Annotated in this window: 23 protein-coding genes; 2 read left to right on the top strand and 21 right to left on the bottom strand. The window is 51.7% G+C overall.

The genetic code is table 11. The features are described from left to right. Positions 1 to 259 precede the first annotated feature (259 nt). The 6 genes from dnaI to EVJ33_RS11815 all read right to left on the bottom strand — a co-directional run bounded on the left by dnaI (position 260) and on the right by EVJ33_RS11815 (position 5,187). The gene (gene dnaI, locus EVJ33_RS11840) at positions 260 to 1,174 is read right to left on the bottom strand and encodes a primosomal protein DnaI (RefSeq protein ID WP_131437390.1); all 915 of its coding nucleotides are present in this window, start codon (positions 1,172 to 1,174) and stop codon (positions 260 to 262) included. A 5-nt stretch (positions 1,175 to 1,179) separates the two neighbouring features. Further along, positions 1,180 to 2,532, bottom strand: a complete 1,353-nt coding sequence (locus tag EVJ33_RS11835; RefSeq protein ID WP_131437388.1) for a DnaD domain protein — start codon at positions 2,530 to 2,532, stop codon at positions 1,180 to 1,182. 42 nt (positions 2,533 to 2,574) lie between these two features. Beyond that, positions 2,575 to 3,042, bottom strand: a complete 468-nt coding sequence (gene nrdR, locus EVJ33_RS11830; RefSeq protein WP_021065634.1) for a transcriptional regulator NrdR — start codon at positions 3,040 to 3,042, stop codon at positions 2,575 to 2,577. 12 nt (positions 3,043 to 3,054) lie between these two features. Further along, a complete protein-coding gene (locus EVJ33_RS11825; RefSeq protein ID WP_131437386.1) occupies positions 3,055 to 3,426 on the bottom strand; it encodes a hypothetical protein in 372 nt (123 codons plus the stop codon). A gap of 111 nt (positions 3,427 to 3,537) precedes the next feature. Beyond that, entirely contained in the window at positions 3,538 to 3,924 is a 387-nt protein-coding gene (speD, locus tag EVJ33_RS11820; RefSeq protein ID WP_029595188.1) for an adenosylmethionine decarboxylase, read from the bottom strand. 231 nt (positions 3,925 to 4,155) lie between these two features. After that, positions 4,156 to 5,187: a glyceraldehyde-3-phosphate dehydrogenase gene (locus EVJ33_RS11815; RefSeq protein ID WP_131437384.1), complete on the bottom strand. Its 1,032-nt coding sequence runs from the start codon at positions 5,185 to 5,187 to the stop codon at positions 4,156 to 4,158. Between the two features lie 154 nt (positions 5,188 to 5,341). On the opposite strand from EVJ33_RS11815, the gene EVJ33_RS11810 reads away from it, so the two are divergent. Beyond that, the gene (locus EVJ33_RS11810) at positions 5,342 to 5,824 is read left to right on the top strand and encodes a site-2 protease family protein (protein WP_131437382.1); all 483 of its coding nucleotides are present in this window, start codon (positions 5,342 to 5,344) and stop codon (positions 5,822 to 5,824) included. Between the two features lie 19 nt (positions 5,825 to 5,843). On the opposite strand, the gene coaE is transcribed toward EVJ33_RS11810, so the two are convergent. The 15 genes from coaE to dnaE form a co-directional block, all read right to left on the bottom strand. After that, complete coding sequence (gene coaE, locus EVJ33_RS11805) at positions 5,844 to 6,449, bottom strand: dephospho-CoA kinase (protein ID WP_131437380.1); 606 nt, start codon at positions 6,447 to 6,449, stop codon at positions 5,844 to 5,846. Positions 6,450 to 6,461: 12 nt separating this feature from the next. Next, entirely contained in the window at positions 6,462 to 7,286 is an 825-nt protein-coding gene (gene mutM / locus EVJ33_RS11800; RefSeq protein ID WP_131437378.1) for a DNA-formamidopyrimidine glycosylase, read from the bottom strand. 20 nt (positions 7,287 to 7,306) lie between these two features. Then, positions 7,307 to 9,904: a DNA polymerase I gene (gene polA, locus EVJ33_RS11795; RefSeq protein ID WP_131437376.1), complete on the bottom strand. Its 2,598-nt coding sequence runs from the start codon at positions 9,902 to 9,904 to the stop codon at positions 7,307 to 7,309. A gap of 207 nt (positions 9,905 to 10,111) precedes the next feature. Continuing rightward, positions 10,112 to 11,839 (bottom strand): two-component system histidine kinase PnpS, encoded by a 1,728-nt coding sequence (gene pnpS / locus EVJ33_RS11790; RefSeq protein WP_131437374.1) that lies wholly within the window; start codon positions 11,837 to 11,839, stop codon positions 10,112 to 10,114. Next, on the bottom strand, positions 11,836 to 12,540 hold the full coding sequence (locus EVJ33_RS11785) for a response regulator transcription factor (protein ID WP_131437372.1): 705 nt from the start codon (positions 12,538 to 12,540) through the stop codon (positions 11,836 to 11,838). Before EVJ33_RS11785 ends, pnpS begins: the two co-directional genes overlap by 4 nt. 196 nt (positions 12,541 to 12,736) lie before the next feature. Next, entirely contained in the window at positions 12,737 to 13,672 is a 936-nt protein-coding gene (gene mdh, locus EVJ33_RS11780; protein ID WP_131437370.1) for a malate dehydrogenase, read from the bottom strand. Between the two features lie 30 nt (positions 13,673 to 13,702). Then, positions 13,703 to 14,971 carry an NADP-dependent isocitrate dehydrogenase gene (gene icd / locus EVJ33_RS11775; RefSeq protein WP_131437491.1) on the bottom strand — a complete coding sequence of 423 codons (1,269 nt, stop codon included), beginning with the start codon at positions 14,969 to 14,971 and terminating at the stop codon, positions 13,703 to 13,705. Positions 14,972 to 15,089: 118 nt separating this feature from the next. After that, positions 15,090 to 16,202 (bottom strand): citrate synthase, encoded by a 1,113-nt coding sequence (citZ, locus tag EVJ33_RS11770; protein ID WP_131437368.1) that lies wholly within the window; start codon positions 16,200 to 16,202, stop codon positions 15,090 to 15,092. A 185-nt stretch (positions 16,203 to 16,387) separates the two neighbouring features. Next, complete coding sequence (locus EVJ33_RS11765) at positions 16,388 to 16,852, bottom strand: DUF441 domain-containing protein (protein WP_131437366.1); 465 nt, start codon at positions 16,850 to 16,852, stop codon at positions 16,388 to 16,390. Between the two features lie 66 nt (positions 16,853 to 16,918). Next, positions 16,919 to 18,661, bottom strand: coding sequence for a pyruvate kinase (pyk, locus tag EVJ33_RS11760; RefSeq protein WP_131437364.1), 1,743 nt, complete (start codon positions 18,659 to 18,661; stop codon positions 16,919 to 16,921). A 95-nt stretch (positions 18,662 to 18,756) separates the two neighbouring features. Then, positions 18,757 to 19,725, bottom strand: coding sequence for a 6-phosphofructokinase (gene pfkA, locus EVJ33_RS11755; protein ID WP_131437362.1), 969 nt, complete (start codon positions 19,723 to 19,725; stop codon positions 18,757 to 18,759). Between the two features lie 160 nt (positions 19,726 to 19,885). Then, the gene (locus EVJ33_RS11750) at positions 19,886 to 20,821 is read right to left on the bottom strand and encodes an acetyl-CoA carboxylase carboxyltransferase subunit alpha (protein ID WP_131437360.1); all 936 of its coding nucleotides are present in this window, start codon (positions 20,819 to 20,821) and stop codon (positions 19,886 to 19,888) included. Continuing rightward, complete coding sequence (gene accD / locus EVJ33_RS11745) at positions 20,814 to 21,668, bottom strand: acetyl-CoA carboxylase, carboxyltransferase subunit beta (protein WP_131437358.1); 855 nt, start codon at positions 21,666 to 21,668, stop codon at positions 20,814 to 20,816. Before accD ends, EVJ33_RS11750 begins: the two co-directional genes overlap by 8 nt. 14 nt (positions 21,669 to 21,682) lie before the next feature. Next, on the bottom strand, positions 21,683 to 22,237 hold the full coding sequence (locus EVJ33_RS11740; RefSeq protein WP_131437356.1) for a FadR/GntR family transcriptional regulator: 555 nt from the start codon (positions 22,235 to 22,237) through the stop codon (positions 21,683 to 21,685). Positions 22,238 to 22,312: 75 nt separating this feature from the next. Continuing rightward, a complete protein-coding gene (gene dnaE, locus EVJ33_RS11735; RefSeq protein ID WP_236634612.1) occupies positions 22,313 to 25,483 on the bottom strand; it encodes a DNA polymerase III subunit alpha in 3,171 nt (1,056 codons plus the stop codon). 102 nt (positions 25,484 to 25,585) lie between these two features. Between dnaE and EVJ33_RS11730 the strand changes: the two genes are divergently transcribed. Beyond that, the gene (locus tag EVJ33_RS11730) at positions 25,586 to 25,777 is read left to right on the top strand and encodes a YtzJ family protein (RefSeq protein ID WP_131437352.1); all 192 of its coding nucleotides are present in this window, start codon (positions 25,586 to 25,588) and stop codon (positions 25,775 to 25,777) included. Positions 25,778 to 25,988 lie beyond the last annotated feature (211 nt).

Raw genomic sequence — 25,988 nt, 5'->3', positions numbered from 1 at the left:
TGAAAGGGACGAGCTTTGATTCTCGTGGTACCACCCTCGTTCCCAAGCGATCCGCTTGGCTCGAACACACGATAACGAGTGTGAATCGCCGCACGATTGACCCGTACGGTGCTCTGAGGGAGTAAGGCGATCGGCGTGTTTAGGAAGCTCTCACCAGCCTTCCCTCGCTTTGAAACCCGTTACGACGTCTCATGTCCTCTTCGATGCATCGGTTATATGCTTATTAGTATAGTCAACTCGTTCCAGAAATACAATCCCTTTACCGCCGTCGATTCTCACCTTTTAACTCGATTTGCGTCGTCGTCGTCGAGATGCGCTGCATGAGCCGCTGCGCCTTCATTTTGTTCTGTGGCGAACCGTCGATCGAGAAGTGGGTCTCGAGCTCTTCTCCGCTAAAGTTCGAGCTGTAAAGCGTCGGCAAGCGATGCATCATGCGATACTGCAAAATGATCCCGAACAGTTCATCCCGCACCCATGGACTGATCGCCTCGGCCCCGATGTCATCAATCAATAACACCGGCACGTGTTGGAATGACGTCAAAAACGAATCGAACGAGTCGGTCCGGATTTTCCGTTTCGCTTCCGAGACGAATCCCGGGGCATGGACGAGAATCGTCTCGATGTCCGCCACTTTCAGCTCATTGGCGATCGCCGCGAGCAAGTACGTCTTTCCGACGCCGAAGCTACCGTGAAGGTATAAGCCGTTCACTTTTTGACGGGTCTTCATGCCTGAGACGAACCGCATCGATTCACGGAGTGCGATTTTTCGGGCGTCATCCGACCAGTCGAACGATTCAAAGCTCGCCTCACGGACCTCTTCCGGTAAGAATAGGCTCTTGAACTTCCGGTCCATCTCTTTTTGCCGGCGTGCTTGACGGTGCTTGACCGTCTCTTCATAGCGGATGGCGATTTGTCCGAGGTCGACATAGAGCATCGGTTGATGACCCGGGATGACGGCTTGCTCGTCGATGAGTTTCTTCCCGTCCATCTGCTCCGCATATTCGCTGAGCTTCGTGAAGCCGGCCTCGATTGCCGTCTCGTCTAACTCCGGATGTGCCTTTAAAAAGGCGACGACTTCTGGATGTTCGAGGGTGCGCCGGCGAATCGATTCGTACGCTTCCCGTACTTCTTTCCGGTTCATCATTTGGGCGAGCGTTTGATTGATGCGTTCCATGTCCCTCATCCTTTCTCTTTCAATTCATTTAACAGCTTGACGAGTTCCGCATCGTCCGGGACCGATGCCTCGAGCTCTTGTTTTCGTTTTTGATCGTATGTGCGCTGTTCTTTCGCCTCGTCCTCGAGCCATTTCGGCATCTCGGTCTTATCTTTGCGTCTCGAGCCGACGGTCGTCCGCTGTTGCACATTCTCCCGCTTCTGCTGTTTCTTCTCGATGAGCGCGTCTTGCGTCGCTTCTTGTTCTAAGGCGTCCTTGGCGTTCAAATAGCCCGCCGTCTTCCAACTCGTCGCGATGCGCATGACGTAGTTCTCACTGAGCCGTGTCTGTTTCTTCACTTCGATACAGTAATAGAACAACGCGTTGATGACGCTAGGCGCGAGCCCGAGCGTATCGACGAGGTCGATGATGAGTTGCTCGTCGCTCTTCGACAGTTGCGGCGTCTTCCGTAACGTCGACACGTACTGATGCGGATGCGCCTCTTCCATGACCGTCACATCATGCAAGTCACCGATTTCTGCCTTTACTGTCACATCCGACTTCACTTTCCGATGCCGTGTCTGTTTCTTCTTCAACTGCAACACCATCTGGCGGCAACCGTCGCGCTTCTCTTGCTCGCTGAGCGGAAGATACGCCTCGTGGACGAAATACTCTTTCAACATCTCTGCCATCGTCTCTTCGTCGATTTGTGAGACATAGGCAAGCTTCGTGATCGTCTCATCGAGTTTCTTCGTGAAGAAGCCGACGGGAAAGTTCGTCAATTTTTTGACAATTTCCATGTCGAACGTATAGTTGATTTCAATTTTGGCGCGGTCGGGCTTCTCATAATTTTTTTGCGTGAACGCCATATGATTCACACCTTTGACGTCAAATACTTCATTAAAGTCTTTCGTCACCTCGATAATCCCGGCTGGCAATGGATCGATCGTGAATCGTCCCTGCAACTGTTTGAAGCGGACTTCCCCGACTTTATAGAAGAGGAAACTCGACAACAGCCCGTCATTCAAGAACGTATGGGGCGCGAGTGGGACGCGCAATTGATACACGTACTGCGTCAATCGCTCGTCCTTTGTCTTATACGTCCGGACGAGACCGATCGCCTCGAGCCGGAACAGACAATCTGTCAGCTCGTTGATTGAGTAATCGAGCATCTCACAGAGCGCGCTATGCGACATATAGTTCGATTTCATCTTCCCGGGCTTCAGCTCGCTCCAAAGCGTCTGATACATCGCGAGCGCCTTGACTCCGATGACCGGCTGATATAAATGATACAACGACTGATACGACTCGCGATCGATGAGCCCGGTGCTCATAATCAACAGTTCGTCAGTCCCGTACAGGATTCGTTCTTTTTCCATGGTTGGTCTCCCCTGAAAAAAGGCGACCAGCAGGCCGCCCGTTTAGTTGGTCGATTTTTCTTGCTTCATTAAATCTTCAAGTTCTTTAAAGAATACAGAGATATCTTTGAATTGGCGATAGACGGAGGCGAAACGGACGTATGCTACTTCATCGACCCGGGCGAGCTCATTCATGACGAGCTCACCGACTTGTTCGCTCGGAATCTCCGATTGGCCGAGTGCTCGTAGCTGCTGTTCGACTTTCGTGACGACACCTTCGAGTTGTTCGAGTGTGACCGGGCGTTTTTCACACGCCCGAATGATTCCACGAAGCACTTTCTCTCGGCTAAACTCTTCACGATTGCCGTCTTTCTTGACGATGATGAGCGGCGTCTGTTCAACCGTCTCGAATGTAGTGAATCGATAGCCGCACTCCTCGCATTCGCGGCGGCGGCGAATTGAATAGAAATCTTGTACTGGCCGGGAGTCGAGCACTCTCGTTCCGTTATGATCGCATTTAGGACAACGCATGCTCAGCCCTCCTTATCGTTCGACAGATTGATTCCCGATGGCGCGGAGCGGGAACTTCAATTGTAGCGCCTCATAATATGTGGTGACGATTTGACCGAGGTCCGGTCCGAGCATCTGATCACGGTTCAATGTGAAATCGACGGCTGTACGTCCTCCATCCACTTGAATGACGGTCGCCAATGCATCCCAACCGGTACCGTTAAATGCCACTTCGCCCCGGTCCGGATCGACACGGCGAACTGTTTGGCCTTCTGCCTGAATCCGTTCGCGGAGCCATGTGAGCACGGCACTTGGCGATGCTGCCACGTATCGTGTGCGTAACGCCTCATTTTTATGCGAATCGTCCGTCTGGACATGTGTTTGAAACTTATCCAATAATCCCATTATCCACCTCGACACCTTATTTATATAGGTTAAGCATATCAAAATTAAGCGGTTAACAAAACAATTAAAAGGGCTGACCGAAAATCGGCCAGCCTCAAAAGGTCAATCTGATTATTTGCTGATTGCAACTTGTGCTTCAGGAACACGAATCGGTCCCATTCCACGGTCAAGTTTCACATCTTCACGAACTTTCGCTTCCAAGCCTTCTGCAATGTACTGCGAGGCTGTAGCCGGATCGATTCGGTCCCCACATGTGAACACATCGACTGATGCGTAGCCATGCTCTGGGAAACTGTGAATCGTTAAGTGTGATTCTGAAATGATGACGACTCCACTTACACCGTGCGGCGCAAATTTGTGGAAAGCGACTTCGCGGACTTCAGCGCCCGAACGAAGTGCTGCATCGACGAACAAGCGCTCGATGTAGTCGATATCGTTTAATTTGTCGGGATTGCACTCCCAAAGTTCTGTAATAATGTGACGTCCCATAGTATCCATATTAGTGGATCCCCCTTTACATCAATGGTCTCAAAGTAGTTGATGATCACTCACTTTGTGCCTGAATCGCCCACAACCACGGGGGCAAGTTAGTCCTAAGAGGTCCTAACCCTTTAAGTTGCGTTTGTCAGACCAATTGAAGTTCACGAGTTAGAGTGTATCGCGTTTGGGACATCGTTACAAGACATTTGTTTGAATTCATCAAAAATATTTTTGAGTAAATATATTTTTTTAGACGTGGGTTTCTTGTTGTCCGATTTGCAAGTAGCTCGCGACCATATCCAACAAGTCGACGACACGGCACGAGTAGCCCCATTCGTTGTCGTACCAGGCGAGTACTTTGACGTGATTGCCCCCGAGCACCATCGTCGAATCAGCATCGATGATTGACGAACGCTCATCCCCGTTGAAGTCAATCGAAACGAGCGGTTCATTCGAGACGCCGAGGATGCCTGTCATCTCCCCGTGCGCCGCGCGCTCGAACGCCTGATTGACTTCATCGACCGTCACATCCCGACGCAACTCGACGACGAGGTCGACGAGTGAGACGTTCGGCGTCGGTACCCGCAGTGCCATCCCGTTCAATTTGCCTTGCAGTTCCGGCAAGACGAGCCCGATTGCTTTCGCGGCCCCTGTCGAAGTCGGTATAATGGAACTACCACAAGCACGGGCACGCCGTAAATCTTTATGCGGATTATCGATATTGTTTTGGTCATTCGTGTACGCATGTACCGTTGTCACGAGCCCCGTCTCGATCCCGAACGTCGAATCGAGTACTTTGACGACCGGACCGAGACAGTTCGTCGTACACGAAGCGTTCGAGATGACGTGATCGTGGTCCGGTAAATAATCACGATCGTTCACCCCCATGACAATCGTCCGCAGCTCACCTTTCCCTGGCGCTGTTAAAATGACTTTCTTCGCACCGGCCGTCAAATGTTTTTTTGCCCCGATATCAGAATTGAATTTCCCCGTCGCCTCGATGACGATTTCGACCCCGAGCTCCGCCCATGGCAAACGCTCCGGATTGCGCTCGGACACGAGCATGACACGTTTACCATCAACTTCAAGCGCATCCCCATGCGCCCTCACCGTCAGTGCGAACGGCCCGTGGACCGTATCGTGCTTAATCAAATGGGCGAGCGTCTCTGCCGGATAACTTGCATTGATGGCGACCACGTCGTGACGCCCTTCAAGCATCAATTTTCGAAACACCATTCTGCCGATTCGTCCAAATCCATTGATTGCAACTTTCGTCCCCATGTAAAATCCCCCTTTTTCTACGTTACGACATCATTATAACGGAAAATTGGAAGCGTTTTCACTATGAATCTTCACATTTCTTTCACTTTTTTACAGTTTCAGATTTGAAAAAGAGGGAAATTTGGTGTAGAGCTTGGAAAGGAGCTAATACTACATGTTTGATTGGACCGATATAGACAAATTTATCATTTCGTTTTTCATCATCTTACCGATTGTGACGATTATCCACCAATTCGGTCACTTTTTCTTCGCGAAGCTGTTTGGGGGTTCGCTTGATATGGAGATTGGAACTGGAAAAAAATTGTTTAAAGTCGGACGCCTTCAATTCAATCGCGTCTACTTCTATGACGCCTGGTGTCAATTCAGCGACTTGAAGTACAGCAACCGCCTGACGCGAAGTATCGTCTATGCGGGCGGCTCGCTTTTCAATTTAGCGAGCATCTTAATTGTGAATGGATTCATCTTGACCCGCGAGATTGAACCGACAATTTATACGTATCAGTTCGCCTATTTCTCGTTTTATTATATCTTCTTCTCGCTCTATCCGATTTATTATTCGAACGGGCACCCGAGCGACGGGCGCGCCATCTTCGATACGTGGAAAAAAGGGAAACCTGATTCCGATCCACTCAATTGAACAAAAAAAGAAGGCGTCGTCAGTCGCCTTCTTTTTTCATGTCTTCAAATTGTTCGACGAGGCGGACCACTTGGGCCGACAAGTCGCCTAACGCACCGTTGTTGTTGATTAAAAAATCAGCCTGTTGTTTCTTCTCCTCGATCGGCATTTGCGCATGGATCCGAGCGAGTGCTTCTTCTTTCGTCAACCCGTTGCGCTCCATGAGGCGCATCAACTGAATCTCTTCCCGGCAATAGACGACGACCGTATAGTCGACGAGGTCCCGCATCGTCCCTTCGAACAAGAGCGGGATGTCGAACATGACGACTGTCTCTCCTGCCGCCGCGTAGCTTCGCATCTCCTCGAGCATCTCTTCCCGGATGGCCGGGTGCATGAGCTGATTGAGCAACTGTCGTTTGGCATCATCATGAAAGATTTCACGACCGAGCGCCTGGCGGTTTAAGTCATCGCCCGTGAAACATTGCGGGAACGCCTCGCGGACGCCCGCGAACGCCTTGCCGCCAGGCTCGATGACGATCCGTGCCATCTTGTCGGCATCGATGATCGGGATGCCTCGCTTTCGGAACAGTCTGGATACGGTCGACTTCCCTGTCGCAATTCCACCTGTCAAACCAATCTTCAACATCATGTCCACCTCTTACTGTTGGCAGTGCGGACAGTAATGGGTGCCCCGTCCGCCTAATTTCATCTTCTCAATCGGTCGCCCGCATCGCTTACACGGCTCCCCGGTTTGTCCGTATACGTACAGCGTCTCTTGATACGTCCCGCTCGCTCCGTCCGGATTCGTATAGCTTCGGATCGTGCTCCCGCCTCGTTCGATGGCTTCTGTCAATACGGCTACGGCTTCTTGGTGCACTAAACGCACCTCGTCAAGCGAGAGCGATGCCGCCGGACGAGTCGGATGGACGCCGGCGCGATATAACGTCTCGTCGACATAAATATTGCCGAGCCCGACAAAAATCGATTGGTCGAGTAGCGCCGTCTTGATCGCACGGACGTTCATCCGCTTCAGACGGCTATGAAGCGTTTCCGCTGTCACTTCAGGATCGAACGGCTCGAGCGCGAGCAGCGACAATGGCGGCGTCACATACAAGTCTTCATTCGTCTTCAGTTCCATCGTCCCGAACTTTCTGACATCATTGTAATGAAGCGTCGTGCCGTCCGTGAATGTGAAGACGACATGCGTATGTTTGACCGGACTGACCATTTCGTCATGCGGGAAGAATTTTCCTTCCATCCGCAGATGCGAAACGAGATAGCCGTTCGTCAACTTGAATAAAATAAATTTACCACGTCGCTCGACGTCTTGAATCATCTCGCCGAGCAACTGCTGTTTCCAAATCTCCGGTTCATGGCCCCGAATGATTTTTGCGTCGAGCACTTCGACATTTGCAATCGTTTTTCCTGAGACGAACGGCCGTAATCGGCGACAGACCGTCTCCACTTCTGGTAATTCTGGCATATCAATTTCCTTTCTCGATCTTATTTCGTATCAAACCACGTCTCACCGAACGAACCGTCCGCACGGAGCGGCACGTCCAAAGTGACCGTATGTTCCATCGCTTGTTTCACGATTGTCTCGAGCGCATCCATTTCTTCTTTAGGACCTTCAAAGATGAGTTCATCGTGGACTTGAAGCAATAGTTTTGACTGAAGTCCCGACTCCCGGAGCGCCACGTCGACATCAATCATCGCCTTTTTGATGATGTCAGCGGCTGTCCCTTGAATCGGCGTGTTGATGGCTGTCCGTTCCGCGAATCCGCGTAAGTTGAAGTTACGAGACTGGATGTCCGGGATATTGCGGCGGCGCTTCAACATCGTCTCGACATACCCGTGTTCCCGGGCCCGCTCGATGGCGGCATCCATGAACCGTTTCACACCTGGGAACTGTTCAAAGTACGTATCGATGAACGTCTGCGCTTCTTTTCGGCTAATGCCGAGGTTTTGTGACAACCCGTAATCGCTAATGCCATAAATGATGCCGAAGTTGACCGCTTTTGCTTGACGACGCATGAGCGACGTCACTTCTTCTTTGGCGACTCGGAATACGTTAGCCGCTGTCGACGTATGGATATCCTCGTCATGGAGGAACGCCTCGAGCATCTTCTCATCTTGAGACATATGGGCCATGATACGGAGCTCGATTTGTGAATAGTCGACTGCATACAGCATCCAGTCCGACTCGCTCGCGGTGAACGCCTTGCGAATGCGACGTCCTTCTTCCAAGCGGATCGGGATGTTCTGTAAGTTCGGGTTGACCGAGGACAACCGTCCGGTCTGCGTCAACGTCTGCGTATAGCGGGTGTGGATCTTCCCGTCGTCTTTGATGACTTTTTGCAAGCCTTCGACGTATGTCGATTGCAACTTGCCGAGCTCACGGTAATGCATAATATGTTCGACGATCGGATGGAGCGGCGCGAGTTTCTCGAGCACGTCCGCTGCCGTCGAGTAGCCGGTCTTCGTCTTTTTGACCGGTGGCAACGCCAACTTCTCGAATAGGATGACGCCGAGCTGTTTCGGCGAGTTGATATTGAACGTCTCACCGGCGAGACTGTGAATCTCCGCCTCGAGTTGAAGTAACCGTTCCCGCAAATCGTCTTCCATCACTTTCAGCGTCGCCACGTCGACGTGAATCCCGGCCCACTCCATCTCGGCGAGCACCGAGGCGAGCGGTCGTTCCAAATCTTCGTAGAGCGATGTCTGTTCGTTTTGGTCGAGTTCTTTGCCGACGTTTACGAACAGCGTCAAAATCGCCATCGCCTTCTCGCCGAGATGTTGCTCGAGCACGTCCTGTTCCGGGACGTGCAGCTTCGCACCCTTGCCATAAACCGCCTCGTCTTCCGGTAACGTGTAATCGAAATGAGCAGCAATCGAATCGAGTGTCGTCCCGCCCGACAGGTTCAGCAAATATCCGGCGACGAGCAAATCGTCATAGCCTCGGAGCGTGATGCCGTGGCGTTTCAATTGAACGATTGTCTGCTTCGCATCGAGACAAATCGTGGCATGTTTCTCGTCGGCCAACCAATCTCGTACAGCCGGGACGTCTAAGAGCGACACATCTCCGACCGTCACGCCCGCTTTCGAGGCGATGGCCACACCGATGACCGGTTCTTCGAAATAGTCGTCACGGAGTTGCTCGAGGAACAGGACCGCTTCCGTCAAATCTTGCTCGTCGACCCCGATACGATTCACTTCACGCGCTTCGACTGTTTCCTCGCTCGACGCTTCAAGGTTCAGTTTGCTAAGAAGTGATTTGAACTGGAGGCTCATGAATAACGGCTTCACTTTTCCAGCGTCATACGGATGGAACGTCAGCTCGTCCGTGCTAATGTCGATTGGGACGTCCGTATAGATTGTCGCCAATTGTTTCGACATGAGCGCTTCCCGCTCGTTCGCCTCGACTTTCTCTTTTTGTTTCCCTTTCAGTTCGTGCGTATGTTCATACAGGCCTTCAACAGAGCCGTAAGCCGTGAGCAGTTTGAGGGCCGTCTTTTCACCAACGCCAGGAATGCCCGGGATATTATCCGACTTATCCCCCATCAGCCCTTTCAAATCGATCATTTGGAGCGGGGTGAGTCCGTCATAGCGCTCTTTGAACGCCGCTGCGTCCATCGTCTCGACGTCGGTGATCCCACGTTTCGTCAAATAGACGGTGACGCGGTCGTCAATCAGTTGCAGTAAATCTTTATCTCCGGTGACGACCGTCACTTGGTCGAATTCGGTATTTTTTGATAGTGTCCCGATGATGTCATCGGCCTCATACTGGTCGAGTTCGAGCACCTTGATGCCAAACGCCTCACAAATCTCGCGGACGATCGGGAACTGCTCACGGAGTTCCCCTGGGGTTTTCTGCCGCCCACCTTTATAGTCGGCGTACGTATCGTGTCGGAACGTCTTTTTCGATGCATCAAATGCGACGGCGAAATGCGTCGGTTGTTCATCTTCCATCAACTTTAACAGCATCATCGTGAACCCGTACACGGCGTTCGTGTTGCGGCCGCTCGCATCCGTCATCGGAGGTAGCGCGAAAAACGCACGGTAGGTGAGTGAGTTTCCATCAAGAAGTAGTAGTTTATTCATTGGTCAACCTCCATTCTATCTGGTTCCATCATATCATACGGGCACATGCGTTCGAAAAAAAAGACCCTTTTCTAGGTACTAGAAAAGGGTCAATCTTCCTGACCGAGTGGAGATGAGCACCGGCCGGGACACGAGATGATGAAGAGGTCTCGTCTATAGAGTAGCACCGCTTTGTAAAGCCGGTATGAACCCGGCATGAATTCCATGTTAAGCGAGCGGGAACTTGATGGTGAACGTCGTCCCCATCCCCTCCACACTGTCCACTTGAATCGTCGCGTGATGTAAATCGATGATATGCTTGACGATGGCGAGGCCGAGACCGGTCCCTCCCGAGTTCCGGCTTCGTGCTTTATCGACCCGATAGAATCGTTCAAAGATTCGGCTCACTTCTTTCGGCGCGATGCCGATGCCATTATCTTTGACAATCAAGTAAGAACCGTCCCCTCTCTTTTCGACCGCAATCTCGACGCGGCTGCCTTCCGGCGAATAGTTGATCGCGTTGGCAACAAGGTTCAAAATGACTTGCTTGATACGGTTCATGTCCGCTTGCAACACGACTTCCCCGTCGTGGCGTGATTCCAATTGAATCGATTTCCCTTCCGCTTTCTGGCTCAACACGAGGCAGACTTCCTCGACGAGCTGATTGAGCTGGACCGGAGTGAAATCCAAATGGAAATCTTCTCGTTCAAGCCGCGACAGCTCGAGCAGGTCCTCAACGAGCATCTGCATACGCGTCGCTTCTTTTTGAATGATATCCAAGAACTGATCGCGCAACTCAGGCACTTCTTTCGCCCCGTCGAGGAGCGTTTCACTGAATCCTCGAATCGACGTGAGCGGTGTCTTCAACTCATGGCTGACGTTGGCGACGAAATCTTTACGCATCTTCTCGAGTCGTTTCAACTCGGAAATATCGTTAAAGAGAAGCGTCGTCCCGCGTAACATGCCCGTGTCGCTGAAAATCGGCGCGGCTGATACCATATACGTCTTTTGGTTAAATCCAGTTCGAATCGATAATTGCCGACGATGAGGTTCTTCTGTCAAATAGACGTCCTCAATCAATGTCTCGACGTCTGGGCTCGGCAAAATACCGTGATAAAATTGGCCGATCATCAAATCGTCGTATTGGAACATGTCGCGATACGATCGGTTGACGAGTGTCACGATGCCACGCTCGTCGACAAGCAGTAACCCTGCTCCCATATACTCGATCAGCGACTCGAGTCTGGCGCGTTGCACGGATTCGCCAAGGGAAATCGTTTCAAGGTTGCGGGCGAGGACGTTAATCGACCCGGCCAAGCTTCCCGTTTCTTCATCGTTACGCAATTCGTACACACGGGCCCGATAGTTTCCGTCGGCAAGTTCACGTAACACGATCGTCGCCTCATCAATCGGTCGGATGAATTGATTCGTCAAGTTATGCAATACAAAAAGAATCAAAAAGAACGAGAACATCAAGGCCAACGCAATCGTCAACCAAATCCGGTTATAGACACCCTCTAAATCGGAGACGTAGCGAATGAAACTGAGATACACCGTGTCGCCTGATGACAGTTCAATCGGTTTTGTGAACTGAATCAAATCATCGCGCGTCTCGTTCCCGAACGTCCCGTCATCCGGGATCGTCGACGCATCCATCCGAAAATCGAACGATCCGACTCGAAACGGCGTCCCGGCGATCACTTCCATCCGACGATTCAGGAGCAGAATATCGAAACTGCTCTCGTCGTCGATTTGCCGGACATAGTCTTGAATCGCCTCGAGCTCGCCACCCTCCAAATACAGGGCGGCGAGCTCCGTGTCCTCTTTCAAACGATCGCGTTCAGAGTCCAAGTAGAAGTCTTTGAACAATTGACCAAGCACGATCCCGAGAGTCAGTAAGACGCCCGTCACGAGCAGGATGAGCGTCGTCAAAAAACGCGAGCGGTACGTCTTCATTCGGGCATCGGCTCTTCCATCTTATAGCCAAGGCCACGGATCGTTTTAATATAAGTCGGCTTTTTCGTCACCGGCTCAATCTTTTCCCGAAGGTGGCTGATATGGACGTCGACGATGCGTGTATCGCCAACGAAGTCGTAATTCCAAATGGCGGATAGAAGTTGGTCACGCGTCAAGACACGGCCTTTGTTTTTAGCGAGATAGGCCAACAGTTCGAACTCTTTCGGAGTCAACTCAAGCCGTTCCCCGTTCTTGAACACTTCATAGTTTGAAGCGATGATTTTCACGTCACCAATCTCAATGACGTCCGCGTCCGTCGCGGGTACCTCTTGCGGGGCCGAGCGTCGTAAAATCGCTTTGACCCGAGCCACGACTTCGCGTGGACTGAACGGTTTCGTCAAATAGTCATCGGCACCGAGTTCAAGTCCGAGCACTTTATCGAACTCATCGTCTTTCGCCGTCAACATGAGAATCGGTGTGTTCACTTTCTGTTGGCGGAGTCGCTTGCAGACCTCGAGTCCATCCATCTCAGGCAACATCAAATCGAGGACGATCAACACCGCGTCCTGCTTCTCGGCGAGTTCGAGTCCGGTCTTTCCATCATGCGCCGTCTCGACTTCGAATCCGGCTTGCTCTAAATTAAACTTTAATAACGTCGCAATCGATACCTCGTCATCGACAACAATTACTTTTTCGGCCACGCTTAGTTCCTCCTCTAATCTATCTGTTCAGTCATGTACACTACCTATTCTACAAATCAATGCCACATCCGACCAACCCCAAAGCAAATCTTTACAAAAACAAAACAAATCCACGTTCTACTTTCAGTGTAGCACGCGTCCGTCAAAAACCAAGCCTACAAAAAACCTCGCCTGCTCAAGCAGGCGAGGTGAGGAATCAGTTAAGGACGTTCAAGACGGAGCGTACCGAATCAGCCGAACGCTCGAGTGCGGCCGCTTCTTCTTCCGTCAATTCAAGTTCGAGCACACGTTCAATCCCGTTCGCACCAAGAATCGTCGGCACACCGAGATACAAGTCGTGGAAACCGTACTCACCATCGAGATAGGCGATGGCCGGTAAAATACGTCGTTGATCTTTTAAAATCGCTTCGACCATCTCGACGATGGCCGCTGCCGGCGCATAATACGCAGAACCGTTTCCGAGCAGCTGGACGATCTCACCGCCACCTTTACGAGTCCGATTGACAATCGCTTCGACCCGATCACTCGGTAACAATTTCTCGAGCGGGATACCACCCGCGTACGAGTAGCGAATGAGCGGAACCATGTCATCCCCGTGCCCACCGAGCACGAATCCAGACACGTCTTTCACGGAGACGTTCAATTCCGCTGCAACGAACGTCCGGAAGCGAGCCGTATCGAGGACGCCCGATTGACCGATCACTCGCTCTTTCGGGAAGCCCGATTCTTTGAAAGCCGCATACGTCATCGCGTCGACCGGGTTCGTCAAGATGATCAAAATCGCATCGGGTGAATAACGGGCCACTTCTTTCGTGACCGTCCGCATCACCTTGGCGTTCGTCGAGACGAGGTCGTCTCGGCTCATGCCTGGCTTGCGCGCGATTCCCGCTGTGATGACGACGATATCCGATTCTGCCGTGTCGGCGTAATCCGATGTCCCCGTGATCCACGAGTCAAATCCTTGAATCGGCGCCGCCTCTTGCATATCGAGCGCTTTTCCCTTCGTCGGATTCTCGTTCTCTTTAATATCGAGTAGTACGACGTTACCGAGTTCTTTTTGAGCCAAATACAGTGCCGTCGTGGCCCCTGTGAATCCGCTACCGATCACCGAAATCTTATTGCGACGAATCATTGTGCTCTCCCCCTTGGTTTAACTGATGAATTACATGTTTTTGATTAGTTCATCTGCAAACTCTGAACACTTCACTTCTGTCGCGCCGTCCATGAGGCGGGCGAAATCGTATGTGACGACTTTCGAGGCGATCGTCTTCTCCATCGAGTTGATGATGAGGTCAGCCGCTTCGTTCCAGTTCATATGACGAAGCATCATCTCACCTGACAAGATGACCGATGACGGGTTGACCTTGTCGAGGCCGGCATATTTCGGTGCCGTACCGTGTGTCGCTTCGAAGATGGCATGGCCCGTCACGTAGTTGATGTTTGCCCCTGGCGCAATCCCGATTCCGCCGACTTGGGCAGCGAGCGCATCCGAGATGTAGTCCCCGTTCAAGTTCATCGTGGCCACGACGTCGAACTCACGCGGACGTGTCAAAATCTGTTGCAAGAAGATGTCAGCGATCGAATCTTTTACGATGATTTTGCCTTCCGCTTCCGCTTTCGATTGCGCTTCATTCGCAGCCGCTTCGCCTGACTCTTCTTTGATACGGTCATACTGCGCCCATGTGAAGACTTTGTCGCCGTACTCTTCTTCTGCGAGCTCATAACCCCAGTTTTTGAAGGCGCCTTCTGTGAACTTCATGATGTTCCCTTTGTGGACGAGCGTGAGCGACTTACGGTTGTTCGCGATCGCATATTCGAGAGCCGCACGAACGAGGCGTTTCGTTCCTTCAGACGAGATTGGCTTGATGCCGATTCCAGACGTTTCTGGGAAACGGATTTTGTTGACGTTCATCTCTTCTTTCAAGAACGAGATCAATTTCTTCACTTCGTCGCTACCTGACGCGTACTCGATTCCTGCGTAAATATCTTCTGTGTTCTCGCGGAAGATGACCATGTCTGTATCTTCTGGGCGTTTGACTGGTGAAGGGACGCCTGTGAAGTAACGGACCGGACGTAAGCACGTATACAAGTCAAGTTCTTGACGGAGTGCGACGTTGAGTGAACGGATTCCACCGCCGACCGGTGTCGTCAATGGACCTTTGATGGCGATCAAATATTCACGAATTTCATCGAGCGTCTCGTTTGGAAGCCATTCACCTTTTTGGTTGAAGGCTTTCTCCCCAGCGTACACTTCCATCCATTCGATTTTCTTCTCGCCGCCATATGCTTTTTCGACAGCCGCATCAAAGACGCGCACGGAAGCGTTCCAAATATCAGGACCTGTGCCGTCGCCGATGATAAATGGAATCGTCGGTACGTTCGGCACATTTAATACACCGTTCTCAACTGTGATTTTTTCGTTTTGTGTCAACATAATAAATCCCCCTAAGTACATTTATGTAGGCCGACGCGAGCGCCGACCTACGTCAATTGTTAGTTTACCAAAGTTTATGTCTAAATTGTGACTCGATCTTCTCGTATCGCGTCAATTAACGCTCATTCACCGGGACGTAAGACCGGTTTGTCTCTCCGACATACTCGGCGCGAGGACGAATCAAGCGGTTGTCCGCATATTGTTCAAGGATATGGGCAATCCATCCTGACATGCGCGAGACGGCGAAGATTGGCGTGAACAACTCTTCTTCGAGGCCGAGCGCATAATACGTAGAGGCCGAATAGAAATCGACGTTCGGTTTCAAGCCTTTTTCCGTCTCGACGAGATGATCGATTTTCTCAGACATCTCGTACCATTCTGGTTCGCCGATTTGGGCCGTCAATTGGCGGCTCATCTCTTTCAAGTGTTTCGCGCGCGGGTCGCCGTCCTTATAGACACGGTGACCGAAGCCCATAATCTTCTCACGGCGTTCGAACTTGCCGCGGACGTAGTCTTCGACTTTGTCGACCGATCCGATTTCATGAAGCATCTTCATGACCGCCTCGTTGGCACCACCGTGGAGCGGGCCTTTAAGGGCGCCCATCGCCGCCGTCACACCTGAATAAATATCCGACAATGTGGCGACGCAGACGCGGGCCGTGAACGTCGAAGCGTTCAATTCGTGATCGGCATGAAGGATGAGCGCCTTGTCGATCGTCTTCTCGGCGACTTCGCTCGGTTCTTCTCCATTCAACATATATAAGAAATTGGCCGCATACGACAAACCAGGCTTCGGCGCAACCGGTTGTTCACCTTTACGAAGACGAGCAAACGCCGTCACGATCGTGGCGACTTGCGCTTGGAGACGGATCGCCTTGCGCATGTTCGCTTCTGTGCTCATATCTTCAGCCTCTTCATCATAAAGCGCGAGCTGTGAAAGGGCCGTCCGAATCGTCGCCATCGCATTGGCCGACTTCGGCGCCCGCTCAAGCGTCGCGATCACTTCTTCTGGCAATTTGGCTTCTTTCACGAGCGCTTCGGAGAGCTCAGTTAATTCGTCAGCTTTTGGAAGACGGTCGTTCCATAGTAGGAAAACAACCTCCTCAAATGTGGCGTGGTCCGCCAAATCGTCGATTGTGTATCCTCCATAAGTCAATTGTCCGTCAATAATCGAACTGACTTTTGAGGCTGCTGCCACAATTCCTTCTAAACCTTTTGTCGTTGACATCAATAACTCCCCCTCAATCTTTAAAAGTGATTGACCGCATCATACAGTCTCTTGTGTAGGGAATAAGGGCGGGAACTCGAACACTTTCCCCAATCCGTTTCGAGCTCGCTCCACCCTGTCCTTTATCTAGTATAAACAATTTACTGAAAAAAAGAAATGTAAGCGTATCCAGCCGTCAAAAAATGTCAGAACCACTTTTCAATCAGGCTAAATCCACCTAAAATCAAGGCGGCGATACCGGCTCCGACGAGCGGCCCGACCGGAACGCCTTTCATGAAACCGACGGCTAGAATGGTCCCGGCGAGGAGTGCCGTCGTCACGACGGGATCAACCCGCATGAGTTGAACTCCTTGAGCCGCAGCGAGCGCGACGAAGATTCCTGAACTGAAAGCGATGATGCCGACCGGCCCTTTAATACTATTCCACAATTCTCTAAAACCGATGTCTCCGGTCGCAATCGGGACGAGGACGGCAATCGTGATAATCGTCACGCCCCAATGGATGCCTTTTGAAGCGAGCGTCGGGAATAGCTGATCGCCGAACCCGACGGCTTTAATAATCAATAAGACGCTGCTAGCGATGATGACCGATTGATTATGGGAGATCACACCAATCAACACGAGCAGCAATAAGAACAAATATGCACTCATCATACACTCTCTTTCTGAATGGAAAAAGAACCGACTCATAAGAGAGTCGGTTCGATTGACATTCGATTACGCGTTGTAGATTTTACCAGTAAGTGGGTCGATTGAAATCATCTGACCGTCGCGGAACGTTGATGTCGCAGCTTCGACACCGACGATGACCGGTTTACGGAGTGATGGTCCGACGATGCCGGCATGGCTCGTCAATCCACCGTCTTCTGTAATGATTCCAGCCGCTTTTTCAATCGCTGGCATCATTTCTTTATCTGTGAATGGCGCGACGAGGATCATGCCCTCTTTCGCTTTCGCATTCGCTTCGTCTGCATTGTTCGCAATGACGACTTCACCGACGAGACCACGCTCACCGATGCCGCGTCCGTTTGCGAGGGCGTGACCGACGATATGAACTTTCATCATGTTCGTCGTACCCGCAGTCGCAGCCGGGATACCAGCCGAGATGACAACGAGATCACCGTCTGTGACGAATCCAGCGTGACGAGCTGCTTCTGAAGCTTGTACCAACATCTCATCCGTGTTGTTCGGCATCGTGTCAGCCACGATTGGGTACACGCCCCAAACGAGGTTCAATTGACGTGCCACACGCTCTGACTCTGTGACCGCGATGATGTTCGCCTCTGGACGATACTTCGCTGTACGAGCAGCCGTGTAACCTGATTGTGTCGGTGTCAAAATCGCTTTCGCGTTCAAGTTGATTGCCGTGTGGGCAACCGCTTGTGAGATTGCATCCGTTACCGTGTGCTCACTGCGCTTCTGACGATCTTTGAGCAAGTTTTTGTAGTCGAGCATTTGCTCAGTACGAACAGCGATCGCTGCTTGCATTTGAACTGACTCGATTGGGTAGTCCCCTGCTGCCGTCTCACCTGAAAGCATGACCGCATCCGTACCATCGAGGATGGCGTTGGCAACGTCAGATGCTTCCGCACGTGTTGGACGCGGGTTGCGTTGCATTGAATCAAGCATTTGTGTAGCCGTGATGACCGGTTTCCCGAGGTCGTTACACTTCTTGATCAATTCTTTTTGAACTGGTGTGACTTCTTCTGTTGGGATCTCGATTCCGAGGTCACCACGAGCGACCATCAAACCGTCAGAAATCGCCAAGATTTCGTCGATGTTGTCGACACCTTCTTGGTTTTCGATTTTTGGATAGATTTTGATGTGTGACGCGTTGTTGCGCTCGAGAAGTTGACGAATCTCAACGACGTCAGACGCACGACGGACGAACGATGCCGCGATGACATCGATGTCTTGTGAAATACCGAACTCGATGTCGGCGATGTCTTTGTCTGTAAGGGCAGGAAGGTTCACTTTGACGTTAGGCAAGTTGACACCTTTCTTCGTCTTGATGACGCCTTCGTTTTCGATGACGCAACGAAGGTCACGGTTCGGGAGCTTCTCAACGACAAGGAGACCAATGAGTCCGTCGTCGAGCATGATGCGTGAACCGACTTCAACGTCTTCGTACAAGCCTTCGTACGTGACTGAGAAACGATCTTTCGTTCCGACGATTTCTTCTGTCGAGACGATGATGACTTCTTTACCTTTTTCGAGGAGTGCTTTTCCTTCTTCAAACGTATGTGTACGAATTTCAGGACCTTTCGTATCAAGAAGAACTGTCACAACTTTGCCGGCAGCTTTTGATGCTTCACGGATGTCGCGAATACGCGCGCCGTGCTCTTCATAGTCACCGTGTGAGAAGTTGAGACGTGCGACGTTCATTCCGGCTTCAATCATTTCCGGAAGACGTTTCTCTGAAGCTGGTCCAATCGTACATACAATTTTCGTTCTACGCATAAATAAAAACCTCCTAGGGGATGTATTACATTTACACACAGAAAACGGGGGGTCGTCCGACCTGATCCCGTCTCTGTGGAGTTCACTGGTACTCGTTAAATCGAAAGTTGGTTCGAAAGATCGATCAACTGCATATCGATCGTGTGCTTGTTGTTGTCAAGCGCTTCATCGATATCGAGATCCATCATCTTACCGGCACGAATGCCGACGACACGTCCTGCCTTGCCTTCGAGTAAAATCTCGACAGCATAAGCTCCCATACGGCTCGCAAGCACACGGTCAGCAGCAGTTGGGGAACCACCGCGTTGGATGTGTCCAAGAATCGTCACGCGTGTCTCTGAGTTTGTTTTCTCAGCGATCATCTTTCCGACTTCCTCGGCACTACCGGCACCTTCGGCGACGACAACGATCGAGTGTTTCTTACCTCGAGCCACACCATGGTTGATACGTTCCACGATCGCGCTCAAGTCTTCAGGACGTTCTGGGACGAGAATTGACTCAGCACCACCGGCAAGACCGGCATAAAGTGCGATGTCACCTGCATCGCGGCCCATCACTTCAATGACATACGTCCGTTCATGCGAAGACGCTGTGTCACGGATTTTGTCAATCGCATCAAGCGCCGTGTTGAGCGCCGTGTCGAATCCGATTGTCGCATCTGTACCAGGGATATCGTTATCGATCGTTCCTGGGAGACCGATTGTTGGGAAACCAAGTTCCGTCAACTTTTGGGCGCCACGGTATGAACCGTCTCCACCAATTACTACAAGTGCGTCGATGTTGAATTTCTTCAATTGTTCGACCGCTTTCGCACGACCCTCTTCCGTTCTAAACTCAGGGCAACGGGCTGAACGTAAGAATGTTCCTCCACGTTGAATGATGTCGCCGACCGAACCAAGGTTCAACTCCACGAGATCTCCTTCGATTAGACCTTGATAGCCGTTATACACACCGTACACTTCAAGACCTTCGAAAATTGCTTTTCGGGTCACGGCACGGACTGCAGCGTTCATTCCAGGGGCATCTCCCCCACTTGTCAATACCGCAATACGTTTTAAATTCACGTCACTCACCTCTTATGTGTTTTAACGAAATCTGAAAATAAAATACCATGTCTGACCTTTGTTTTACAACACAAGTATGTGAAAAAAAAGCATGGGGTATGCTCCAAAACAGTCAACCCGTGAGTGAATGAACGTGAACGCGAAGCGGTTGTTAACGTTTTCACGAGCCAATTGTGCCAATTTGATGATATTTGGCGGCCCGCCCTTGCAACAACTCATTTTGAGTCCGGCCTCGCAACTCCGTCATGTGTTGTGCTAATACAGGCTTTAAGAGTGATGACTGTAATGACACATCGATATGAGCCCCACCGAACACCTCGGTGACGACCTCATCGACAATCCCTAAATTCAGCAAATCTTGTGCCGTAATCTTCATCGTTTCAGCTGCACGTTCTGCGAGCTTGGCGTCTTTCCACAAGAGCGCTGCTGCGCCTTCCGGTGAAATAACCGAATACGTACTGTTCTCTAACATAAGCAGACGGTCACACACACCAATCCCGAGCGCCCCACCCGAACCACCTTCTCCGATGACGATCGAGATGATTGGTACTTTCAACGTCGCCATCTCGAACAGGTTGCGCGCAATCGCCTCGCTTTGTCCACGCTCTTCAGCCGCTTTTCCAGGATAAGCGCCTTTCGTATCGATGAACGTGATGACAGGACGATTGAACTTTTCTGCTTGCTTCATAAATCGTAGCGCTTTGCGATAGCCCTCTGGGTGAGGCATACCAAAGTTACGGTGCATGTTCTCTTTCGTGTTCCGACCTCGTTGATGTCCGATAATCGTCACCGGTATCCCGTCAAATGTCGCCAGTCCCGAAATAATGGCAGCATCATCATAACCATGACGGTCACCATGCAACTCAATGAAATCTGGAAACAGTTGGGCGATATAATCGAGCGTCGTCGGCCGTTTCGGGTTTCGCGCCAATTGTACGCGATCCCACGGTTTCATATTCCCATAAATGTCTTTTTCTAATCGATGAAGCTTCGCTTCGAGATGACGGATTTCCCGAGATAAGTCAATCCCTTTCGTCTCCGCCGTCTCGCGTAACTTCTCGAGCTGTTCGTTTACTTCTTTGATTGGATCAAACATGATGAACCTCCCCGCCGTGTAACTCGATCATCTTCTTCAAGAACGAACGCATCTGTTCACGATGAACGACGGCGTCCAGTTGACCCGCTTCTAACAAGAACTCGGCAGTTTGGAAGTTGTCTGGCAGTTTCTCACGAATCGTTTGTTCGATGATGCGCCGTCCGGCAAAGCCGATCAACGCCCCAGGTTCAGCGACGTTCACATCCCCGAGCATCGCAAAACTGGCTGACACCCCGCCTGTCGTCGGGTGCGTCAAATAAGCGACGTACAATAGACCGGCTTCATCGTGTTGTTTTAACGCAATCGACGTATTAGCCATCTGCATCAAGCTGACCATGCCTTCTTGCATGCGGGCACCACCCGAAGCAGTAAACAGGACGACCGGCAAACGTTCTTTCGTCGCGGTCCGGACGGCTGAAGCGATCGCTTCTCCGACATACGCCCCCATCGATCCCATGCGGAAGCGGGCGTCCATGACGCATACGACGACAGCGAGTCCGTCAATCTTCGCTCTACCACAGACGATGGCTTCTTCGATTCCAGTTCGTTCCCTGTCTTTTTTCAATTTATCTTCATAATCTGGAAAATCAAGCGGGTTTTCTTTCACGAGCGGTCCCGCAAATTTTTCAAACGATTGACCGTCGACCAACATATGAATCCGCTCATCTGCACTGAGCGGGAAATGATAGCCACAATCACATACTTTATGATTTTCGTTTAACTGTTTCGTATAATGCATATATTTACAGGATGGACATTTTGTCATCAAGCCTTGTGGTGCGTCAATTTTCGGTTCTCGTTGACGCAAAGGCATATATCGTTTCGGTTTCTTGAAAAAAGCAGTCATCGCTTCCCCCTCGTTCATTCCGGCATCCCCGCCCCACGCCACATCTCCAACAATCGTCTACGTTCGTCTTCCGTATACAGGTCGCCCGCTTCCGTCCCATCATAAAACCGGTTCACTTCACTCCAAATGCGAATGAACAGTTCATTCTTCAAACCGAAGATGAGGTGCTGCCGGAAGGCACGGTCCGTCTGTACGTTCGCTTCGAGCAACGCGACGCGTTCCGGCGTCGGTTCGACTTCCGTCAACGCCAAGCGTTCGAGCAGTCGCAACATATCGACGATGTCCGACGCCTTTGTCTGTTTCGTGACGATGAATTCAGACAAAATCTCGATGTATCGATGGCGATCTTGCTCGCATAAAAACGTGCCACCACCGTGTCTCGTCTCAACGATTCCAAGGAAGCTGAGTGCCCGCAACGCTTCACGGACTGAGGCACGGCTGATGGACAGCGTCTCGGCGAGCTCCCGTTCTGACGGGAGACGATCGCCCGGCTCAAGCGCTGCTTGGACGATCAACGTTCTGATTTTAGAAATGTTTTCGTGAAAAGAGGATGCGTGTTTTCCATGCATCTGACCGTTCAACTCCCTTTTTGGATGGCATTTTCTCTAAAGTGGTCAGACCAATTAAACAGATTATACCACTTTTTATGACTTGGTACTAGTTTTCGTACCGGGCAATTTCGAGTCGACCCGTTTCAACACGACATCCGTTTCACCGAACCGTTGTTTCAGTGCCAAGAGCAAGGACTCTGTCGGATTGACCGCATACGCCGAGGCCAGTTGCTTCACTTCTTTTGAATCTGAGAACCGACAAACGACCGGCACATCCCCTTTAGACGTATGAAGCAGCTCTTCAAGGTCAGCGAACGACTCCAAACGCAGACGGATGAAGAGGGCTAGACCGTGGAGTGGCCGGACCCGCTCGACGACGAGTTGACGCCTTCCGTCCCGCTCATTCGGATGCACTTCAAGCAAGAGGACGTTCCCGACGTAAAGTGAGCGCTTAAATTGTGAAAACACGCGGGGGAAAATGACGACCTCGTCTTGGGAGACACCGTCATCGACCATGACGACACCCATCTCCTCGTTCTTCTTCGTCTTGAACGTACGAATCGCATCCACGTAGACGACGATGAATCCGCGTTCGCCATGCAACACTTCGTCAATCGTCACCGTCTCGATCGAGAGCGGCGCGACCGTCGTCAGTGGCGAATGCACAATCCACGTCCCGAGCGCTTCTCGTTCTTCTTCGGACCAATTCGGCTCGATCGGCGCGGACCGTTTCAATCCGAGCGCGGATAACTCGTCCGGGAGCAGGTGCGTCTCCGTCTCTTCACGAAGCCGTTCGACCGCCTCGAAGGCACGACGGCGATCACCGTGGTACATCCGGTCCAACGCTCCCGCCGCGAGTAGACGTCTCAGTTTCATATGGTCTTTCGTTCCCCAGCCCATGAGTTCGAGAAGACGCTTCACGTCGGCGAACTCGGTATGATACTCAATCAACCGCTCAACGTCACGTTTCGTCAAACCTTGGACCGCTTTCAAACCGAGTCTTACACCCGGCCCTTCTAAAAAAGCACCGGCTTGACCGTGCAAGACGTCAGGCGGATAGACCGGAATCTTACCTTTCCGCAACATGCGGACAAGCTCGTTCGTCTTGTCGTACGTCACGAGATAGAAAATCCGTTCAAAGTGTGCTTTCACATAAGCCAAACGATAACTGATCAAACTATAAGCGACGGCGTGCGAACGGTTAAACCCGTAGCCCGCAAACTTTTCGATCCACGAGAACACTTGTCGCATCGAATCATGATCGAACCGGGCCGATGAACGTTCTAAAAACCGAGTCTTCTCGACATCAATCGCCGCGACGTCTTTCTTGGCGATGGCGCGGCGAATCAAGTCGGCCTCGGCATACGAGTAGCCAGCGAGCTCTCGCAACAAACGCATGACTTGTTCTTGATAGACGAGCACCCCGTTCGTCGTCCGCATGATGTCACCGACGACGGGATGAAACGGTTGATACGGCATGCCGTGCTTGCGCTTCGCATACGTGTCGATGAACTGCATCGGCCCCGGCCGATAAAGTGACATCGTCACGACAATATCCTCGAACTCAGTCGGCTTCACTTGCCGAAGCGCTTGTTTCATCCCTTCCGATTCGAATTGAAAGATCCCATCTGTGTCACCCCGGGCAAGCACACGTAACGTCTTAGCGTCATTCAGTGGAATCGTCTTCAACGAGAACAGTTCGTCCGTCTGTCGAATCAGCGCCTCCATCTGCCGGAGCCTCGTCAAGTTGCGCAAACCGAGCAAGTCGATTTTCAACAGGCCGAGCGCTTCAAGATCTTTCATATTATATTGGGTCACTTGTTCCCCTGTCGTCGGTTGCAGCGGTGTGATTGCATCGAGCGCTTCCCGGCTGAGCACGAGTCCGGCCGCATGAACCGAGGCTTGACGCGGTAACCCCTCCAACTCGGTGGCGATTTTCAAGAGTTGCGACCGCTTTTGACTGCCGGCAAACCATTTCACTTTCGATGGGTTGGCCAAAATCCCGGCCAGTCCGTCATCTTTCACTTGCTTGCTCGCCGCCTGTCCCTCTTCAAGCGTCAACCCGAGCGCCCGCGCGACATCTCGCAACGCTGCTTTCGCACCGAACGTGGCGAGCGTACCGATTTGGGCCGCATGGTTTTGACCATACTTCTCCAACACGTAACGAACGACCTCGTCGCGTCGTTCATCTTCGAAGTCCAAATCGATATCTGGCATCGTGATTCGTTCGGGGTTCAAAAATCGTTCGAACAATAGGCCGAATCGTACCGGATCGACCTCGGTGATGTGAAGCGCGAAACTGACGAGCGACCCTGCCGCCGAACCACGACCTGGTCCAACCTCAATCCCCTGTTCTTTCGCATAGCGAACGATATCCTCGACGATGAGGAAATAAGAAGCGAAACCCGTTCGTGCGATGACGTCAAGTTCATAACGGGCCCGCTCGATATAATCTTCGTGGAACAAATCGAGCGCCTTCAACCGATCGGCGACGAGGCGCTTCAAGCGGTCGACGGCCCCTTCGAACTCCGGGATGGAGGTCGTCGCTTGCGGCAACCGGGTGACGGACACGAGCGTTTCGAATCGGTCGAGCGCCTCGAGTTCGACGGGCTCGAACCAATCGTTCATCTCGCTCGGCAGACGGACGTATCTCCCTTTCTGATGCACGTCCTCTTGGGAGATGAGCTCCCCTTCGCCGATGGCGATGATGGCGCGATACGCCTCGAAATCTTCCGGTCGCATGTAACATGTTTCCGGGGCCGGGACGAGTTTTGTCCCGAGTTCGTCCCGCATCTCGCGGAGTTGTCTGAGCAACAACACCTGTTCCGTCGTCTGCGGTGCCGGCAATCCGAGCCATAGTCTATCTTCGTTCACGTAACCGAGTAGATGGTTATATAAACGGCGCCTGTGAACCGGGTCGTTCGTCTTCCAGTTCTCCGGTAAGATGACTACCGCCAGTTCGGTCGCCTCGATCAATCCGTCGGCCTGAACAAGACGATATAACTCCGGTAACTGCTCCTCGGTCAACGCGTAGACGAGGACCGACACGTCAAATCCGTCCATCCGCAATTTTGTCCGCAACCCGATAACGGGTTTAACCGCATAGCGTTCGCATAATCGGACGAACTGCGGCAAACCGTATAACGCGTCGTCGGCAAGCGCGACGGCTCGGCTTCCCCGCTCGGCCATCAGCGCGACGTATTGTTCAAGTCGGACCGTGCTCTGCATCAAACTAAAAGCCGATCGTACATTTAAGTGGATCACAAGACCCCCCCTTTCTTTTTTCACAATTGTCAAACTCATTTCGGCACTTGTCTGATACAATAATTATAGACAAAACTTCTCCTAAAAGGGGGTATAAACAGCATGATTATTAATCGAGGTAAAATCGCACGCGATAAGCTCGAAAATTTACAGAACGGACAGACCGTTTTCGCCGACAGTCCAGAGATTATCGACCGACTCCGCCGCTATATCACCGAGTATCAACTCGACGTCGTCGAGGACGTGACCGACCGTGGCACATGGTTCATCCCACAAGATCAGGATAAAAGCTGAAGAGAGCTGACCAACGGGTCAGCTCTCTTCAGATTGTTGACTAACAGAATGTTTTCGCTCATCCTCTTGGCGCCTCCGCTTTCATAGGGGCGAGCAGGGAGCCGCATCGCGACGTTGTCGCTGCTGGGTCTCCCTCCGCTCGCTGATCCCTCAGGAGTCTCCGGCGCCGTCGGATGAGCGCCGTGAGAGGCCGCCCCTGGGTGGCCTCTCG

This window comes from Exiguobacterium sp. SL-10 (assembly GCF_004337025.1).
Lineage (GTDB): Bacteria > Bacillota > Bacilli > Exiguobacteriales > Exiguobacteriaceae > Exiguobacterium.
This window is presented reverse-complemented; position numbering and strand designations above follow the sequence as displayed.